This is a genomic window from Streptomyces sp. BK208 (assembly GCF_004364245.1).
In the GTDB taxonomy this organism is placed as follows: domain Bacteria; phylum Actinomycetota; class Actinomycetes; order Streptomycetales; family Streptomycetaceae; genus Streptomyces.
Genome location: NZ_SOAV01000004.1, coordinates 85,065 through 102,613, shown reverse-complemented (window position 1 = coordinate 102,613; position 17,549 = coordinate 85,065). Strand labels below are relative to the sequence as shown.

Sequence of the window (17,549 nt, the reverse complement as noted above, 5' to 3'; positions counted from 1 at the left end):
CGCCGGATTGTTCGGAGACGGGGAGCCGCCCGTCGGCCCGGTCGACGGTGCGTGCGGCCATATGAAGGGCCCGCGCATCTGCGCGGGCCCGTTTCCTCAGCGACGGTACGGCGCAGGGGTTCCCCCGGCGCCGTACCGGAACACTCGGGTCAGCGGCCGCCCGGGCCGCCGCTGCCGAAGGAGCCACTGCTGCCCTCGTCCCAACGGCGCCGCTGCTGATCGGCGGCGGTACGGCTGCCCTGGTGGCCGAGTTCGTGCGGCAGCGTGCGTTCGTCGCTCTGCGGCATCTCGTGCGGCTCCCGGCGCTCCCGCTCCTCGTGGACGGGGCCACCCTCGGGCATACGGGGCTGTTCCTCGGGACGCGGCGGCGGCGACTCCCGGCGCTTTTGCCGACTGCCGAAAGCGAAGGCGCCGATCAACACGGCCACCACCACGACACCCGCCACGATCAGCCACACGGCGGTCGTGCCGGAACCGCCCGCGGCCAGGTCCATCCATGCATTGGTCATGGAGCGCGGGTACCCCCGACCCCCGTCACCAACCAGCTCACCGCGGTCGTGACGCTCGCGTCCGCGAACGGCCGATGCCGGGCCGCGGACCGCCGCGAGCGGGTCCGGCCGGGAGACACGGTCCGCAGACCCCGGAAACACCGGGACCCGCGGTTTGGTGCCGCCCCCAGCGGCAACCCGCGCGGTGTGACATCGACGACGACTTCCCAGCAGGAACTGTTCCGTTTCCTCGAGGACCGCTTCGCGTGCGCACAGGCGTGCACCGAGTGCGCCCGGGCCTGCGCCCTGCGGGCGAGCCTCGTGGACCCGGACGGGACCGAGAACCAGGAACTCGTACGACGCAGGGGCATCATGTGCGCGGAGGTCTGCGACGCGACCTGCCGGGTGCTGTCCGAGCAGAACCAGGTGGACGAGGGCGCCATCCGCGCTCAACTGGAGTGGTGCCGCCAGGTGTGCCTGGAGAGCGCCCACGTCTTCGACGGACACCCGGGCGCCGAGGAGAGCGCCAAGGCCTGCCGCGACTGTGCCCGTGCCTGCGGGGAGTTCCTCGCCACCCTGCGCTGAGCCCTGGGGCGGCGGCGCACGGGGGCGTTAGCCTGCCACCGTGACGGCGACGCGGACGAACACCGACCCCGGACTCTTCGGCCCCGACTCGGTTACCTGGCACGCGCACGGCGACCCGATGATGTGGGTGGCCGGCATCCGCGCGCTGTACCTCCAGGCACTGCACCCGCGCGCGGTGCGCGCGGTGATGGAGAACAGCGACTTCCGCCGCGACGCCTGGGGCCGCCTGATGCGCACCGCGGGCTTCGTCGGCACCACGACCTACGGCACCACCGAGGCCGCCGAGCGGGCCGGCGCCAGGGTGCGCAGGATCCACCGCATGCTCGGCGCCACGGACCCGGACACGGGGGAGCGTTACGCCGTCGACGAACCCGAGCTGCTGCTGTGGGTGCACTGCGCCGAGATCGGCTCCTACCTGCACGTCCTGCGCCGCTCCGGATTCCCGCTCACCGACGCCGACGCCGACCGCTACCTCGCCGAACACCGGCACAGCGCCCGCCTCGTCGGCCTCGCCCCCGGCTCCGCCCCGGCCAACCGGAGCGAGCTGGCCGCCTACTTCACGCGAGTACGACCCGAACTGGCCGCCGGGCCGGACGCGCACGAGGTGGACGACTTCCTGCGCCGCCCGCCCACCCACCCGCTCCTGGTCCCGGCCCGCGAACTGCTGTGGCGCAGGATCGCCCGTCTGGCGTACGACTCCCTACCGCCGTACGCGCACGAGCTCTACGGCACACCGGCGTCCCCGCCCGCCACCGTCACCCGCCGGCTGCGCGCCACGGGCGCCCTGCTGCGGACGGTCCCCGCTCGTCTGCGCTGGCAGCTGCCGCCCCGGCACATCCTGAGCGCCATGGCACGGCTCGGCCCGGCCGCGCGTCCGGCGCCATACAAAATCGGACGGCAGGCGGCCATACTGGACCGGCCAGGGGAGGGCGGGGCGGACGGAACCACGGGGGCGGCGAAGTCATGGGGGACAGCACGCTGATCCAGGGCCGGTACCGGCTGCTGGAGAGGATCGGACGCGGCGGCATGGGGGAGGTGTGGCGGGCGCGGGACGAGTCACTGGGCCGGCGCATCGCCGTCAAGTGCCTCAAGCCGCGGGGCGCGCAGCAGGACCACGCCTTCACCCACGTCCTGCGGGAGAGGTTCCGGCGTGAGGCCCGGGTGGCCGCCGCGCTCCAGCACCGCGGAGTGACCGTCGTCCACGACTTCGGCGACTGGGACGGGGTGCTCTTCCTGGTCATGGAACTGCTGGAGGGGCACGACCTGAGCCGGCTCCTGGAGGACAACAAAGGCCACCCGCTGCCGGTCCCGGACGTCGTCGACATCGCCGAACAGCTCGCCGCCGCGCTCGCCTACACGCACGAGCAGGGCATCGTCCACCGCGACCTCAAACCCGCGAACATCGTGCGGACCGCCGACGGCACCGTGAAGATCTGCGACTTCGGCATCGCCCGGCTCGGTCACGACGGGGGCTTCACCGCCCGCCTCACGGGCACCGGCATCCCCATGGGCACCCCGCACTACATGTCGCCCGAGCAGATCGGCGGCGACGAGGTCGACCGGCGCAGCGACCTGTACTCACTGGGCTGCGTGCTCTACGAGATGGCCACCGGCGTCCCGCCGTTCGACCTCGGCGACCCCTGGGCGATCCTCGTCGGCCACCGCGACACCGAGCCCGAACCGCCCGCCGCCCGTCGCGCCGGCCTGCCCGGTTACCTGGACCGGATCATCCTCGACCTGCTTGCCAAGCGGCCCGAGCAGCGGCCTGACGACGCCCGGGAACTGGGCCGCCGGATCACCGACGGACGCGCGGCGGCGCTCGGGGCCACGTCGGTGGCGACCGGACCGCGGACGCGTGAACCGGCCGCGGACCGCGCCCGGCTGCCGTCGTGGACCCGCGGCATGACCACCGGCCGCTCGGCGGCCCGCGGCGGCCCGCACGCCACACCCCCGGACCCCGGCGCGGGCCTGTCCGGCGAGTGGATCCCGCGCCCCGCCGGGAACCGGAACGGCGAGGGCCGGGACGCCGAGGGCCGGGACGCCGAGAGCCCGGGCGCCGGGGACGGGGCCGGCGGGGGCCGGACCACCGAGGAGGCCCACCGTACGGCCCGCGAGGCGGCCGCGGCCCGGGCCCGTGTACTCGGGCCCGACCATCCCGACACCCTGGTCACCCGCTACGAGGTGGCCCAAGAACTCGGGCGGCTGGACCGCTGGCAGGAGGCCCTCGCGACCTACCGCGAGGTCGCCGCGGCCCGCGCGCGAGTGCTCGGCCCACGCCACCCCGACACCCTCGCCGCCCGCGACGACGAGGCCCACTGCCTGGAACAGCTCGGCCACGCCGGCGAGGCCACGGAGCTGTACCGCAGGGTCGCGGTGCTGCGCGGGGCGGCGGCACCCTGACCGGGGGAGCGCCGCGGGGCCGGCACGGCAGGCAGAGGGAGCGCCGCGGGGGCCGAACGCGGCAGACCGGGGTGGCCGGCGGGCGGCCGTGACGGTGCCGGCGGCGGGCTGGCCGCCCCCGATCGGGTCGTGCTACCAAGAGCCATGACGCCCCCGCCGAGCACCCCCAGCACCCCCGGCACCTTCGGCACCTACGACGCCGTCGTCGTCGGCGGCGGCCACAACGGCCTGGTCGCCGCCGCCTACCTGGCCCGGGCCGGCCGCTCCGTGCTGGTCCTGGAACGACTGGACCACACCGGCGGAGCGGCCGTGTCCACTCGGCCGTTCACCGGGCTCGACGCACGACTGTCGCGCTACTCCTACCTCGTCAGCCTGCTGCCCCGGAAGATCGTGCGGGACCTCGGCCTGCGCTTCCGGGTACGTGCGCGCACCGTCTCCTCGTACACGCCCGTCGAGCGCGCCGGGCTGCCCACCGGGCTCCTCGTCGGCGGGGGCGAGCGGCGCACCCGTGAGTCCTTCGCCCGGCTCACCGGCTCCGAGCGGGAGTACGCGGCCTGGCAGCGCTTCTACGCCATGACCGGTCACGTGGCCCGGCGGGTCTTCCCGACCCTCACCGAACCGCTGCCCACCCGGGACGAACTGCGCCGCAGGGTCGACGACGAGGCGGCCTGGCGGGCCCTGTTCGAGGAACCGGTCGGTGTCGCGATCGAGGACCACTTCGCCGACGACCTGGTACGGGGTGTGGCCCTCACCGACGCCCTGATCGGCACCTTCGCCGACGCGCACGACCCGTCCCTCGCCCAGAACCGCTGCTTCCTCTACCACGTGATCGGCGGCGGCACCGGCGCCTGGGACGTGCCGGTCGGCGGCATGGGCGCCCTCACCGACGCGCTGGCCGAAGCGGCCCGCGCCGCCGGTGCCGTGCTCGCCACCGGACACGAGGCGGTGCGGATCGACGCCGACGGGCGCACCGCCGAGGTGACCTACCGCTCGGCCGACGGCGAGCAGGTCGCCGCCGCGCGTCACGTCCTGGTCAACGCCTCCCCGCGGGAACTGGCGGCACTCACCGGGCAGGCGGCGCCGCCGCCCGCCGAAGGCGCCCAGCTCAAGGTGAACATGCTGCTGACCCGGCTGCCGCGGCTGCGCGACCCCGAGGCCGACCCGCGCGAGGCCTTCGCCGGAACCTTCCACATCGCCGAGGGCTACGGTCAGCTTGCCGCCGCGCACGCGCGGGCGGCCGCCGGTGAACTGCCCGACGCACCGCCCTCCGAGATCTACTGCCACTCACTGACCGACCCCACCATCCTCGGCCCCGGCCTGGCCGCGAAGGGCATGCACACCCTCACCCTGTTCGGCCTGCACACACCGGCACGCCTCTTCGAGAGGGACAACGACGCCGTACGCGAGGAACTGCTGACGTCCACCCTCGCCCAGCTCGACGCCCATCTCGCCGAACCCCTCGCCGACTGCCTGGCGACCGACGCCGACGGGCGGCCCTGCATCGAGGCCAGGTCGCCCCTCGACCTGGACCGCGACCTGCGCCTGCCCGGCGGGAACATCTTCCACCGCGAGCTGTCCTGGCCCCACGCCCAGGAGGGCACCGGGCACTGGGGAGTGGAGACCGGCCGGGCGAACGTCCTGCTGTGCGGCGCGGGCGCCGTGCGCGGGGGAGGGGTGAGCGGTGTGCCGGGGCACAACGCGGCGATGGCGGTGCTGGAGGGGACCGGAGGCTGACGTACGAGGACGCCTGCCGGGGCGGGGACCGGGCACCGCGGCACCACGCATGCTCCGTCTTGAGCCTTGCTGTTGCCCGTAGCCCGTAGCCCGTGGGGGCCCGGCGCCCCGTGTCGCCCCTCGGGTGGGATCAGTCGGCCGACGCCGACCACCCCACCGCCTCGACGCGCGCCGCGTCCGCGGGGCGCGCGTCGTGGAACAGGACGTCGCCGCCCGCCTCCGCGCGCAGCCCGTCGACGTACGCCCCGCGCCCGACGTACAGGCGGTCGGTCGTGCAGCGCCAGCGCAGGGTGAGGCCGCGTGTGGCCGGGAGGGCGGCGGTCAACCGGTGCCAGACGCGTCCCGACCAGCCGGTCGCCGAGCCCGCCGGGTGCTCCCGGGGAGCCTCTCCGTGCCGGGTCGTGGTGAACGGGACCGGCCGCCACGACGCGCCGCCGTCGGTCGTGGCCTCCAGGACGAGGGTGTCCGATCCGGGCTCGGTGTCCCACCACAGCGAGCAGCGCAGTCGAGCCCGTCCCGCCGACGTGTCCAGCGCGGGCAGGGTCAGCGTGGCCGTGGCGGAACTCGCCGTCCCCGAGAACCAGGCGGTGCGCCCGTGCTCGGGCCGGACCGGCACCGCCCGTGCCAGGTTGGTGCCGGCCGCCACCCGCGGAGCCGATCCGGACCGCCAGCTCCGCACCGGGTGGACGGAGTTGCCGAGTACGACGAGGAACGAGTCGGTCGTGGGGTCGAGCACCAGCGAGGTGCCGGTGAATCCGGTGTGCCCGGCCGTGCGCGGTGTCGCCATCGCGCCCATGTACCAGTGCTGGTACAGCTCGAAGCCCAGGCCGTGCTCGTCGCCCGGGAAGTCGGTGTTGAAGTCGGTGAACATCAGCTCCACCGACTCCGGCCGCAGGATGCGCGAGCGCCCGTAGGAGCCGCCGTTGAGCAGCGTACGGCCGAGGACCGCGAGGTCCCACGCGCAGGAGAACACCCCCGCGTGCCCGGCGACCCCGCCCAGGCTGAAGGCGTTCTCGTCGTGCACCTCGCCCCACACCAGGCCCCGGTCCAGGCCGGACCAGGGCTGCCGGGCGTCCTCGGTGGCCGCGATCCCCGGCCGCCAGGAGGCGGGCGGGTTGTAGCGGGTGCGGCCCAGACCGAGCGGCCCGGTGACCTCGTCGCGCAGCAGGACGTCCAGGGCGCGGCCGGTGATCCTCTCCAGGACCAGCTGCAGCGAGATCATGTTCAGGTCCGAGTACAGGTACGCCGTGCCGGGCGCGTTCACCGGCACCTCGTCGTAGACGAGTTGTACCTTCTCCTCGCGCGTGGGCACGCTGTACAGCGGGACCCACGCCCGGAAACCCGAGGTGTGGGTCAGCAGGTGACGGATCGTCACCTGCTGCTTGCCCGCCCGGCCGAAGTCCGGCAGGTACGAGGTGACCGGCGCCTCCAGCTCCAGCGCGCCCCGCTCCAGCTGCTGCACGGCGAGGATCGAGGTGAACAGCTTGGAGATCGACGCGAGGTCGAACACCGTGTCCTTCGCCATCGGGATCTGCTGCCCCGCCGGGAACTCGACACCGGTGTCGGTCGCCTCGTCGTAGGCCCGGTAGCGCACCGCCATCCCGATCGGCTCGTGCAGCGCCACCGTGCCGCCCCGGCCGGCGAGCAGCACGGCCCCCGCGTACCAAGGGTGCTCGGGGGACGGGCCGAGGAACGCCTCGGCGTCGGTGACGAGCCGGCGCAGATGGCCCGGGAGCAGCCCGGCGCGCTCGGCCGAACCGTGCCGGAGCGTGGGCCGGCGGCCCGTGCCGGAGGCGGCCGCGGCCGGCCCCGCCGCGAACGGGGCGATGGCCAGTGCACCGCCCAGGGCCAAGGCGCCCGCCCCTAGTTGACGCCGTGTGCATCCGTGCGTCCCCTGACCGGCCATCGAAGAGCCTCCCGCAACCGAAGCTGAAAGTATCTTTCCCGGATCGCCGTGCGGAGTGAAACTTTCCTGTCAGTGACGGGCCGTGTCAATGGGGCGTACGGAGCGGACGCGCGGAGCCGGCGGACCGGCGCACACGGCTTGACCCGCCCTCGTGACCGGCCGAGGATCATGTCATGACGACCGGACACGGCAGCACCGTTGACGGAGTGCTGCGGCGCAGCGCCCGGCGCACTCCGGCACGCGTCGCGGTGGAGTACCGCGACCGCACCTGGACCTACGGGGAACTGGACACCGCGGTATCCCGCGCGGCGAGCGTCCTGCTGGACGAGGGCCTGTCCCCGGGCGACCGGGTCGGCGCCTACGGCCACAACTCCGACGCCTACCTCATCGCCTTCCTGGCCTGCGCCCGCGCGGGCCTGGTGCACGTCCCCGTCAACCAGAACCTCACCGGCGACGACCTCGCCTACGTCGTCGGACAGTCCGGCAGCACCCTGGTCCTCACCGACCCCGGCCTCGCCGCCCGGCTCCCCGCAGGGACACGCGCCCTGCCGCTGCGCGACGCCGAGGGTTCGCTGCTCGCCCGCCTCGCGTCGGCACCCGCGTACGACGGCCCCGAACCGGGCGCCGAGGACCTGGTGCAGCTCCTCTACACCTCGGGCACCACCGCGCTGCCCAAGGGCGCGATGATGACCCACCGGGCGCTGGTGCACGAGTACCGGAGCGCCATCACCGCCCTGGATCTCGGCGCGGGCGACCGCCCGGTGCACGCCCTGCCGCTCTACCACTCGGCGCAGACCCACGTCTTCCTGCTGCCCTACCTCGCGGTCGGCGCCACCAACATCGTCCTGGACGCACCGGACGGCGACCGGCTCTTCGACCTGATCGAAGCGGGCCGCGTGGACAGCCTGTTCGCCCCGCCCACCGTGTGGATCGGCCTCGCCAACCGCGCCGACTTCGCCACCCGCGACCTGGGCGGGCTGCGCAAGGCCTACTACGGCGCCTCGATCATGCCGGTGCCCGTCCTGGAACGGCTGCGCGCACGCCTGCCGCACCTGGCCTTCTACAACTGCTTCGGACAGAGCGAGATCGGTCCCCTCGCCACCGTCCTCGGGCCCGACGAACACGAAGGCCGGATGGACTCCTGCGGGCGTCCCGTCCTGTTCGTCGACGCGCGCGTGGTGGACGAGGACGGCAAGGACGTGCCCGACGGCACGCCCGGCGAAGTGGTCTACCGCTCCCCGCAGCTGTGCGAGGGGTACTGGGACAAGCCCGAGGAGACCGAGGCCGCCTTCCGCGACGGCTGGTTCCACTCCGGCGACCTCGCCGTGCGGGACGCGGAGGGCTACTACACGATCGTCGACCGGGTGAAGGACGTCATCAACTCCGGCGGCGTGCTGGTCGCCTCGCGCCAGGTCGAGGACGCCCTCTACGCGCACGAGGCCGTCGCGGAGGCGGCCGTGATCGGCCTGCCCGACGAGCGCTGGATCGAGGCCGTCACGGCCGTCGTCGTCCCGCGCGGCGAGGTCACCGAGGACGAACTGATCGCGCACGCCCGCGAGAAACTCGCCGCGTTCAAGGCACCCAAACACATCCGGTTCGTGGACGCCCTGCCGCGCAACGCCAGCGGCAAGATCCTCAAGAGGGAGCTGCGGGACCGCTTCACCCGTTCCTGAATCCGAAGCCGTCCCTGCACGGCCTGTCCGAGGCCGGACCCGATCGCTAGGCTGGCCGCGCACGACGACACCGGGAGGAGCACGGACGTGGCCGAGAGCACCACCCACCAGCGCCCGCTCATGGGCTGGGACAAGCCGCACCTGGATCTCAGCAACGCGCAGTGGCAGTCCAGCAGCCGAGGCCTGGGGGATGTCCAGATCGCCTTCGTCGAGGGATTCATCGCCATGCGCAACAGCGGCAGCCCGGAAAGCCCCTCGTTGATCTTCACCCCGGACGAGTGGGGTGCGTTCGTCTCCGGAGCGCGAGAAGGAGAGTTCGACCTCACGTAGCCACCACGGGGTGCGCCGACCGGCCGAACCTGGGTGTTCGCTCCGCCGCCGGGGGGAAGTCCGTACTCCGGAGGTGAGGACCCATGAGCACCCTGCCGGTCATCGCGGCGGTCGACGGTTCGGACGACGGCCTGCGCGCCCTGGACTGGGCGCTCGACGCCGCCCACCGGCGCGAGGCACCCCTGCGGGTGGTGCACGTGCGCCAGTACGCCGCCTGGGCCCAGACCGACGTCCTCGTCGCGGGCCCACCGGACACGACCGAGGACCCGGCGCTCGACCAGGCCCGCGCGCACCTGCAGGGACGGGCTTTCGCGGTGCCGACGGAATACGTCGGCATGGAGGGCGTACCGGGGGCCCTGCTCCCGGAACTGGGCGCCGACGCCCAGCTGCTGGTGCTCGGCTCCCGCGGCCGGGGCGGCTTCGCCGGCCTGCTGCTCGGCTCCAACGGCATGGCCGCCGCCCGCGACGCCGAGTGCCCCGTCGTCGTGGTGCCCCGTCCCGGGCGCGAGGTCCACGGCGAGGCACCGGACGACCCCGGTCCCCGGGTGGTGGTCGGCCTGCACGTGGACAGCCCCGACGACGCCGCCCTCGCCTTCGCCTTCACCGAGGCCGAGCTGCGCGGCGCCCGCCTCCAGGTGGTCGCCGCCTACCCGTGGCCGGTGCAGACCTGGGCCGCCGCGGGGCAGATCGTGCCGCCGGTGATCGACGCGGTCTCCCTCGAAAGCGAGACCAGGGTCCTCGCCGACGGCTTCCTCGCACCCCACCGCGAGCGTCACCCCGGTGTCCGGGCCGAGCCGTACGTCGCGCCGGGCGACGCCGCGGGACACCTGGTCGCCTCCTCCCGGGACGCCGACCTGGTCGTCGTCGGACGCCACCGGCGGCGCCTGCTGGCCCCCGCCCGCATGATGGGCTCGGTCACCCACGCCGTCCTGCTGCACGCGGCGTCCCCGGTCGCGGTGATCCCCCCGGCGTCACCGCGGGAGTGACGCCCGGACCCGTACCCGGCACGCGGCGACCGGGTCCGGGCGGCCCGCGGCCCGGAGCGCCACCGGCGCGTCGCCGAGCCCGGCCGTGGGTCCGCCCGCACACCGTTCACCCGGCCCGGACACGTACCATGGCGGCATGTCGTTCCTCCGCCGCCGCAGCGCCACACCCGCCGGGCCCGACTTCGACGTACTGGCCATGGACCCGGGCGACTGGCCCGGGAATCTCGGCGCCGGTCTGCTGCCCGCGCCCGACGGCACCTGCCAGGGCGTCTTCCTGCGCTACGACCTGTTCGGCGGCCGCGGTCCCGCGATGATCATCGGCAACCTGCCGGACGGCTCCCCGGCGCGCGAGATCCCCGAGGGAGAGATCCCCTTCGAGGTGGCCCAGCTGCTGCTCGCCCTGGAGAACGACGAGGAGATCACGGTCGTCGGCGCCGAGGACGTCCCCGTGATGCAGGGCGACAACCTGCTCATCGTGCGCCGCCTCAAGCTCTCCGAGAGCCGGATCTCCTGCGTGCAGTTCGACCGCAGCGACGGTGTCCTGGTGACCATCGCCGCCTGGGACCGCCCCATCACCGACGACCTGTACGCCCTGCTGAAGCCGCTCCCGGCGGAGCTTTTCCAGCAGGGCTGAGACCGCTCCCGTCAGCGCGCGGCCGAGACGGTCACGTCGGCGGCGCGCACGAACGCCACCCGGTGGCCGTACTGGATCTCGTAGTACTGGTCCTCGCCCCGCACCACCCGGTGGGACGCCTCGTCGAAGGTCACCGCGTAGTAGTACTCGCCGGGCACCTTCTCACCCACCACGTACTTCTGCCCCGCCGGCAGGGCGTACGGCAGCGGCGACACCGCCTGGGCGGGCACGTCCGCCGGGTAGGCGGCCTTCTCCGGGTACGCGCGCCCGTACACCGGGACGCTCTCCAGGCCCTTGCGCGGGGTGATCACCCGGCCCGACGCGGGCACCGCCGCCGGGCTCCTGCGCGGGTTGTGGAACCAGGCCTTCTGGCCCAGGTACCAGATGGCCGTCCAGTCGCCCCACCGGTCGGCCACCGCGTACTGCTGGCCCGTGGAGACCCGCGAGGACAGGTCGTTCACCCCGGTCGTCGGCGTGCCGCCGAGGCCGACGTCCTTGATCAGCGGCGCCTTCACGTCGTGGTCGGAGTACAGCCGCACCTCGCTGGAGCCGTGCGCCGTGCAGGGCTCGCCCGGCGTCTCGCAGCCCGTGTACTCGGGACGGTTGGCGTCGTAGTCCGGGCGGATCGTCACCAGGGACGACTTCCTGCCCGCGGTCGGTTCGACGGGCCGGCCGAGCAGCTGGAAGTAGTGCCGCCAGTCCCAGTAGGGGCCCGGGTCGGTGTGCATGCCCGGGATCGTCGCCGTGGTGGTGCCGGGGACGTTGTCGTGGCCCAGCACGTGCTGCCGGTCCAGCGGGATGCCGTACTTCCCGGCCAGGTACTTCACCAGCCGCGCCGAGGACCGGTACATCGCCTCCGTGTACCAGGCGTCCGGCTCCGTCAGGAAACCCTCGTGCTCCAGGCCGATCGACCCCGCGTTGACGTACCAGTTGCCCGCGTGCCAGGCCACGTCCTTCGCCTTCACGTGCTGCGCGATGTGGCCGTCGGTGGAGCGCAGCGTGTAGTTCCAGGACACGTAGGTGGGGTCCTGGACCAGGTTGAGGACACCGTTCCAGGTGCCCTCGGTGTCGTGCACGACGATGTAGCGGATGCGCTGGGAGGCAGGCCTGTCGCCCAGGTCGTGGTTGCCGTAGTCGCCGTCGCCGAACTCCTCGTACGGGGCGGGGACCCACTCGCACGACACCGACCTCGGGCACTCCGTGCCGGCCGCGGACGCCGCGCGCAGACCCGCGTCGCCCAGCTGGGAGACGTCGGGCGCCAGGCCGGGGCGGGCCGCCAGCGTGACCTGCTGGCCGGCGTCCGTGGTGCGCCGCTCGCCCGTCCGGATCACCTCGTAGACGTCGTTCGCGTACGACGCGGCCGTCGCGGAGTCCTCCGCCCCCGAGAAGCGGGCCACCGCCCCGTACCAGTCCGCAGGGTCGGGGCTCAGCGGTTCGCCCAGTTCCCGCTGGGCGGCGGCGAGCAGCGCGGCACCGCCGGACACGTTCGCCGCCGGGTCGGTGCGCAGCGACTCGGGGCTCAGTCCGGTCAGCCCGGCGGCCTTCGGCAGGGTGGTCAGCCGGGCAGGCAGGTCGGCGCTGGCCGCGGTGGGGGCCTGCGCCGACCCGCCGACCCGCAGCCGGGCACGCGCGTCGTCGCCGCGCGGGTCCTCGCCCCCCTCGCCGTGGTGGGACCGGGGCGTCTCGGCCAGCGCCGTGCGGGCGTCGGTGAGGTGCAGCGGTCCGTAGCCACCGGTCACGCTCGGCGCTCCACCGTGCGCGTCCCAGCGGGACTGCAGATAGGAGACGCCGAGGAGGACGCTCTGCGGTACGTGGTACTCGGCCGCCGCGGCGGCGAACGCCCGCTGCAGACGGTCCGGGGCGGACGGCGCGTCCGGGGCCACGGCGGCGGACGGCGCCGCGCCGAGCAGCGGCAGCAGCAGCGCCGCGGTGGCCAGGGCGGGCACGACGGGGGATCCTCGCAAAGCGGCCTCCTGTGACGGTCGGGCGGGACGGGGCGTGGGGGGACGTGCGGGGCCGGGCGTGGGTCAGTGGTACCCGGCGGTCCGACGATCCGTCAATCATGCCGTCGCGGCGGCGATTTCCCACGTCAGCAGGGGGTCCGGCGGGTTTCGTGGCGGCGGGGCACGGGCCTGCGCGGCGTCAGTGGCGTACACCAATGGCCCCTGCACACACCCGGTTGGCGGAGACACCAAAAAAAGCGGTGTGCTCCCATCAGGAGCACACCGCGGACCACCGTCTTCCCTGCGTCCCTCCCGTCAGCGCGTGCCGACCGCCGCCCGCACCGCCCGGCGCGCCATCTGACAGTCGTCGTGCAGCCGGCGCAGCAGCAGCCGCTGCTCCTCGCCGGTCGGGGCGGCACCCGGATGGGCCGGCGCCGACGGCGCGGCGACCGTGTCGTGCATCGAACGCTGCACGGCCGTCTCGTACGTACGGATCTCCCGGGTCAGTACGAGCATCAGGTTCACCAGGAACGCGTCGCGCGCCGCCGTGCCCGTGGACTGGGCGATCTGGCTGATCTGACGGCGGGCCGCCGGGGCGTCGCCGAGGACGGCCCACAGCGTCGCCAGGTCGTAACCCGGCAGGTACCAGCCCGCGTGCTCCCAGTCCACCAGCACCGGACCGGCCGGGGACATGAGGATGTTGGACAGCAGCGCGTCACCGTGGCAGAACTGGCCCATGCCCTGCCGTCCGCCCGCATGGGCGATGCCGTGCAGCAGCTTCTGCAGGTCGCCCAGGTCCCGGTCGGTGAGCAGCCCCAGCTCGTGGTAGCGGGAGATCCGGGCCGCGTAGTCCAGCGGGGGGTCGAAGGTGCCGGCCGGCGGTCGCCAGGCGTTCAGCCGGCAGACCGCTCCGATCGCCGCCCTGATGTCCGCCCGCGGCGGGGCCTCCAGAGGGTGCCGCTGCAGTGCGGCCACTCGTCCGGGCATCCGCTCGATCACCAGCGTGCCGTTGTCCGGATCCGCCGCGATCAGCCTCGGCACCCGCACCGGAGGGCGCTGCCGGACGAACGAGCGGTATGCCCCTATCTCGTGCCGGCTGCGCTCCGCCCAGGCGGGGGAGTGGTCCACTAAGCACTTGGCCACCGCCGTGCTGCGCCCGGTCGTCCCGACCAGGAGCACGGAACGCCCGCTGCGCCGCAGCACCTGCACGGGGGAGAACTCCGGGCAGATCCGGTGCACGGCGGCGATCGCCGTGCGCAGTTGGGCCCCCTGGGGGCCGGACAGGTCGATTCTTCCGCTGAGCGGCTGCGTGCCGGGCCCCGCGCCGAGCCGCGCCCTGCCGGCTCCGAGCACCGGGGCCGCCGGACGCGCGGGGGCGAGGTAGGGGCCGCCGCCCGCCGTCGGGCGGGGGTGCAGCGAGCGCTGCGGGGCGGACACGGAGGACGATGCTGCGTACATGGGCGAGACAGATCCCTTCGTGTGCCTGTTGTGCCTGCCTGAAGTGCGCTGCCGGTCCGGCCCGTTCGGTGCCGGGGGCCACGCCTTCCGAAAGCCGTCGCGCCGCCCGACCGGCCGCCCGGGACCACCCTGGGGAGTACCCCCCGCGGCGACCGGGTCGGGGTGGCGCATTCCTACCTGACACCCGGCCGCCCGTGGCACACCATCTGGCGCACCCTGGCGAACGGTGGCGAATAGTCGCCCGGCAACCCGCACGGGGCTACTGTCAACTCAGCCGAGAACCTGGGGGCTTGACGTGAGCAAAGAACCCAACACCCGTCTGTCGGACCTGTTCGGCCTGGCCGGCTGGTCCAAGGGCGAGCTCGCGAGGCTGGTCAACCGGCAGGCGGCGGCCATGGGCCACCCCCAGCTGGCGACCGACACCTCGCGGGTGCGGCGGTGGATCGACATGGGAGAGATCCCGCGCGATCCGGTGCCGCGGGTGCTGGCGGTTCTGTTCACCGAGCGTCTCGGCCGTGTCGTGACCATCGAGGACCTCGGTCTGGTCCGGCACGGGCGCGCGGGGAAACGGCCACCCGGCGGGAGCGAGGAGCATCCCGACGGAGTGCCGTGGGCGCCCGAGCGGACTGCGGCGGTCCTCACCGAATTCACGGGAATGGACCTCATGCTCAACCGACGCGGCTTGGTGGGCGCGGGCGCCGCGCTCGCCACGGGCTCCGCACTCAGCAGCGCCATGCACGACTGGCTGCACACCGATCCGGCCCTGGCGGCCGACGCCCCCGACCTCCGCACACCCCTGCACGCCGACCCCGCTGGGTTCGACCGGTACGAGGCCGCCCCCATCGGGTCGCAGGAAGTGGAGGAACTGGAGCGCTCGGTCGAGGTGTTCCGCGCCTGGGACGCCGCCCGCGGCGGCGGACTCCAGCGCAAGGCCGTGGTGGGCCAGCTCAACGAGGTGGGCGGCATGCTCGCCTACCACCACCCACCCCATCTCCAGCGCCGTCTGTGGGGCGTCGCGGCCAACCTCGCCGTCCTCGCGGGCTGGATGTCGCACGACGTCGGCCTGGAACCCACGGCGCAGAAGTACTTCGTCATCGCCGCGCACGCGGCGCGCGAGGGCGGCGACCGGCCCCGGGCGGGCGAGGCCCTCTCCCGGGCGGCCCGCCAGATGGTGCACCTGGGCAAGCCCGACGAGGCGCTGGACCTGATGAAGCTCGCCCAGTCAGGCTCCGGCGATCAGGTACTGCCGCGCACCAAGGCCATGCTGTACACCATCGAGGCCTGGGCGCAGGCAGCCATGGGCAAGGGCCAGGCGATGCGCCGCACCCTGGGCCGGGCCGAGGACCTCTTCGTCTCCGACAAGGCGGACGTACCGCCCCCGGACTGGATGCAGACGTTCAAGGAGGAGGACCTGTACGGCATGCAGGCCCTGGCCTACCGGACGCTCGCCGAGTTCGAGCCGGGGGCCGCCGCGCACGCGCAGCACTACGCGGACAAGGCCCTGGCCCTGAGGATCGACGGCCGGCAGCGGTCGAAGATCTTCGACTACCTGTCGATGGCCTCCGCCTGCTTCATCGCCGACGACCCCGAGCAGGCGGACCGGTACGCGCGGCTGGCCCTGGTGTCGATGGGGTCCAACTCCTCCCGGCGGACCTGGGACCGGCTGCGCCAGATGTACCGGCTCACCGCCGAGTACACCGGCTACCCGAAGATCCAGGAACTGCGCGAGGAGATCAAGCTGGCGCTGCCCAAGGCGAAGTCGGCGAGGGGGAAGGGGCCGGACGGCACCACCGCGCCGGTGTAGGGCGCGACACGCTCCGCCGGACCGTCGAGGGGCTAGGGCATGACCCGGGCCACCAGCAGGCAGGCGTCCCGGCGCCCCGGCAGCTCGCCGAGTTCCCGCGTCGCGATCGCCACGGCATGGTGCGCCGATTCCGCCCCGGTCAGATCGGGGGCCAGCGCGAGGAGGTGCTCCACGGCCTCCGGTTCGAGCGCCCCGGTGTGCAGGAGCAGCAGGTCGCCAGCTTCGAGGGTCGCCTCGGCGTGCCCGGACGGTCTGTCCTGTGCGGATGACCCGTCCTGTGCGGACGTCCCGTCCCGGCCGGACAGGACGTGCCCCGTCCCGCCGCGGAACAGCAGCGGGGCGGGCCCTGCGGCGTGCGCCCAGCTCAGGGTGCGGGTGCCCGGCCGGTACCCGCAGTACAGGGCCGCGCGCACCGGTGGCAGGGCGGTGGCCCCGGTCAAGCGGGCGAGCCGGTCGCGGAGCCGTGCGGGCGGGCCGCCGGCCAGCGCCAGACCGCGCAGGGCGCCGATGAGCACCGCCGGGCCGTGCGCCTCGGTACCCGGTGCCTCCAAGTCGCCGACGGTGAGGAGGGTTTCGTCGCCGTCGGCGAGCGGGCACGCGTCGTACCAGCCGCCGTACCGCGACCGCAGGGCCGTCGCGGGCGTCGGCGACAGGTGCGCGGCGGCCAGGTCCAGGCCGGGCCGGCCCTCGTCCGGGAAGCGCAGAAGGGCGTGCCAGGGCGGCGGCGGAGGGTGCCGGACCCCGTCACGGGTCTCGCTCACCACCCGCTGGCTGCGCCGCAGTTCACTGACGTCCCGCAGCACCGCCCACATCGAGGCGGTGCTGCCGTCGGCGTCGAGCACGGGCTCGCCCATCATGTGCACGGTGCGCACGGCCCCGTCGGGGTGGACGACGCGGAACTCGCCGTCGATGGGCCGGGCGTCGACCAGACAGTCCGTGACCATCGCGGTCAGCTTCGGGCGGTCCTCGGTGAGGACCAGGGAGGGCAGTTCGTCGAGGCTCAGCGGGGCGGACGCGGGGTCGCGGCCCAGGATGGGGAAGAGCTCCCCGGACCACTCGGCCTCGTCCGTCAGCAGGTTCCACTCCGCGCTGCCGACCCGGCTGAGCAGCGAACCGGGGCGTGGGGAGGGCGCCGGACCGTCCCGCAGCTGCGCCAGGTGCGCGTCGAGATCGGTGAGTTGGTGCAACGCCAGGTCGTACAGGGCGCGCTGCCAGCGTCCCCGGGGGTCCGCCGCGTCGTCCCGGCTGCCCCGCCGCACCGCGTCCACGTCGCCCCGCAGCCGCCGCGTCTGCGAAATGAGTGCCTCGACCGAGCCGTTCCCCGGGGGCTGGGCGGCCGGGTGGTCCGCGGAGAGATGGGACGACATGACGCACTCCGATGTGCTGACGGTACGACCGAGGTGGATCCGGGACGGGCGGGAAGGACCGTTACGACTGTTGCACAGGCCGCCATGGCTCGTAAGGGATTCGGCGACACACGATACGGTGGTGCTTTTGGCATATGCCATAGTCTTCCCGGTGCGAGTCGGGTACGCGTCCCACCCATCCGGCGCTCGGGGCAAGTCGTAGGCTTCCTACGGGACTTGACGGGTACCGGAGTGCCAGGGT

13 protein-coding genes and 1 pseudogene are annotated in these 17,549 nt (G+C 73.9%); 9 read left to right on the top strand and 5 right to left on the bottom strand.

Features of this window, described 5'->3' with window-relative positions; genetic code table 11:
* Nucleotides 1-149: 149 nt before the first annotated feature.
* On the bottom strand, nt 150-509 hold the full coding sequence (locus EV562_RS11450) for a DUF6479 family protein (protein WP_133886657.1): 360 nt from the start codon (nt 507-509) through the stop codon (nt 150-152).
* A gap of 186 nt (nt 510-695) precedes the next feature.
* On the opposite strand from EV562_RS11450, the gene EV562_RS11445 reads away from it, so the two are divergent.
* The 4 genes and pseudogenes from EV562_RS11445 to EV562_RS11430 all read left to right on the top strand — a co-directional run bounded on the left by EV562_RS11445 (nt 696) and on the right by EV562_RS11430 (nt 5,207).
* A complete protein-coding gene (locus EV562_RS11445; RefSeq protein ID WP_133886656.1) occupies nt 696-1,073 on the top strand; it encodes a four-helix bundle copper-binding protein in 378 nt (125 codons plus the stop codon).
* Between the two features lie 40 nt (nt 1,074-1,113).
* The gene (locus EV562_RS11440) at nt 1,114-2,055 is read left to right on the top strand and encodes an oxygenase MpaB family protein (RefSeq protein ID WP_133886655.1); all 942 of its coding nucleotides are present in this window, start codon (nt 1,114-1,116) and stop codon (nt 2,053-2,055) included.
* Nucleotides 2,037-3,434: pseudogene (locus EV562_RS11435) on the top strand (serine/threonine-protein kinase); the annotation flags it as partial. The gene EV562_RS11440 and the pseudogene EV562_RS11435, both read left to right, overlap by 19 nt.
* Before the next feature lie 183 nt (nt 3,435-3,617).
* Entirely contained in the window at nt 3,618-5,207 is a 1,590-nt protein-coding gene (locus tag EV562_RS11430; protein WP_133886653.1) for an NAD(P)/FAD-dependent oxidoreductase, read from the top strand.
* A gap of 130 nt (nt 5,208-5,337) precedes the next feature.
* Here the strand turns inward: EV562_RS11430 and EV562_RS11425 are convergent, their stop codons facing one another.
* Nucleotides 5,338-7,113, bottom strand: a complete 1,776-nt coding sequence (locus EV562_RS11425) for a serine hydrolase domain-containing protein (RefSeq protein ID WP_133886652.1) — start codon at nt 7,111-7,113, stop codon at nt 5,338-5,340.
* A gap of 173 nt (nt 7,114-7,286) precedes the next feature.
* On the opposite strand from EV562_RS11425, the gene EV562_RS11420 reads away from it, so the two are divergent.
* The 4 genes from EV562_RS11420 to EV562_RS11405 all read left to right on the top strand — a co-directional run bounded on the left by EV562_RS11420 (nt 7,287) and on the right by EV562_RS11405 (nt 10,736).
* Nucleotides 7,287-8,786: an acyl-CoA synthetase gene (locus EV562_RS11420; RefSeq protein WP_133886651.1), complete on the top strand. Its 1,500-nt coding sequence runs from the start codon at nt 7,287-7,289 to the stop codon at nt 8,784-8,786.
* Between the two features lie 87 nt (nt 8,787-8,873).
* On the top strand, nt 8,874-9,116 hold the full coding sequence (locus EV562_RS11415) for a DUF397 domain-containing protein (protein WP_133886650.1): 243 nt from the start codon (nt 8,874-8,876) through the stop codon (nt 9,114-9,116).
* Nucleotides 9,117-9,199: 83 nt separating this feature from the next.
* Nucleotides 9,200-10,102, top strand: coding sequence for a universal stress protein (locus tag EV562_RS11410; RefSeq protein ID WP_133886649.1), 903 nt, complete (start codon nt 9,200-9,202; stop codon nt 10,100-10,102).
* Between the two features lie 136 nt (nt 10,103-10,238).
* Nucleotides 10,239-10,736, top strand: a complete 498-nt coding sequence (locus EV562_RS11405; RefSeq protein WP_133886648.1) for a hypothetical protein — start codon at nt 10,239-10,241, stop codon at nt 10,734-10,736.
* A gap of 11 nt (nt 10,737-10,747) precedes the next feature.
* On the opposite strand, the gene EV562_RS11400 is transcribed toward EV562_RS11405, so the two are convergent.
* The gene (locus tag EV562_RS11400) at nt 10,748-12,682 is read right to left on the bottom strand and encodes an N-acetylmuramoyl-L-alanine amidase (RefSeq protein ID WP_133886647.1); all 1,935 of its coding nucleotides are present in this window, start codon (nt 12,680-12,682) and stop codon (nt 10,748-10,750) included.
* A gap of 312 nt (nt 12,683-12,994) precedes the next feature.
* The gene (locus tag EV562_RS11395; protein ID WP_166661725.1) at nt 12,995-14,137 is read right to left on the bottom strand and encodes an aminoglycoside phosphotransferase family protein; all 1,143 of its coding nucleotides are present in this window, start codon (nt 14,135-14,137) and stop codon (nt 12,995-12,997) included.
* A 295-nt stretch (nt 14,138-14,432) separates the two neighbouring features.
* Between EV562_RS11395 and EV562_RS11390 the strand changes: the two genes are divergently transcribed.
* Nucleotides 14,433-15,941 carry a hypothetical protein gene (locus EV562_RS11390; RefSeq protein ID WP_133886646.1) on the top strand — a complete coding sequence of 503 codons (1,509 nt, stop codon included), beginning with the start codon at nt 14,433-14,435 and terminating at the stop codon, nt 15,939-15,941.
* 32 nt (nt 15,942-15,973) lie between these two features.
* Here EV562_RS11390 and EV562_RS11385 read toward each other — a convergent pair whose 3' ends face one another.
* Entirely contained in the window at nt 15,974-17,308 is a 1,335-nt protein-coding gene (locus EV562_RS11385; RefSeq protein WP_133886645.1) for a PAS domain-containing protein, read from the bottom strand.
* Nucleotides 17,309-17,549: the final 241 nt, after the last annotated feature.

Coding starts and splice junctions, on each gene's coding strand:
- EV562_RS11450 (WP_133886657.1), bottom strand. CDS start 509: ATGACCAATGCATGGATGGACCTGGCCGCGGGCGGTTCCGGCACGACC.
- EV562_RS11405 (WP_133886648.1), top strand. CDS start 10,239: ATGTCGTTCCTCCGCCGCCGCAGCGCCACACCCGCCGGGCCCGACTTC.
- EV562_RS11425 (WP_133886652.1), bottom strand. CDS start 7,113: ATGGCCGGTCAGGGGACGCACGGATGCACACGGCGTCAACTAGGGGCG.
- EV562_RS11420 (WP_133886651.1), top strand. CDS start 7,287: ATGACGACCGGACACGGCAGCACCGTTGACGGAGTGCTGCGGCGCAGC.
- EV562_RS11395 (WP_166661725.1), bottom strand. CDS start 14,137: ATGTACGCAGCATCGTCCTCCGTGTCCGCCCCGCAGCGCTCGCTGCAC.
- EV562_RS11385 (WP_133886645.1), bottom strand. CDS start 17,308: ATGTCGTCCCATCTCTCCGCGGACCACCCGGCCGCCCAGCCCCCGGGG.
- EV562_RS11430 (WP_133886653.1), top strand. CDS start 3,618: ATGACGCCCCCGCCGAGCACCCCCAGCACCCCCGGCACCTTCGGCACC.
- EV562_RS11410 (WP_133886649.1), top strand. CDS start 9,200: ATGAGCACCCTGCCGGTCATCGCGGCGGTCGACGGTTCGGACGACGGC.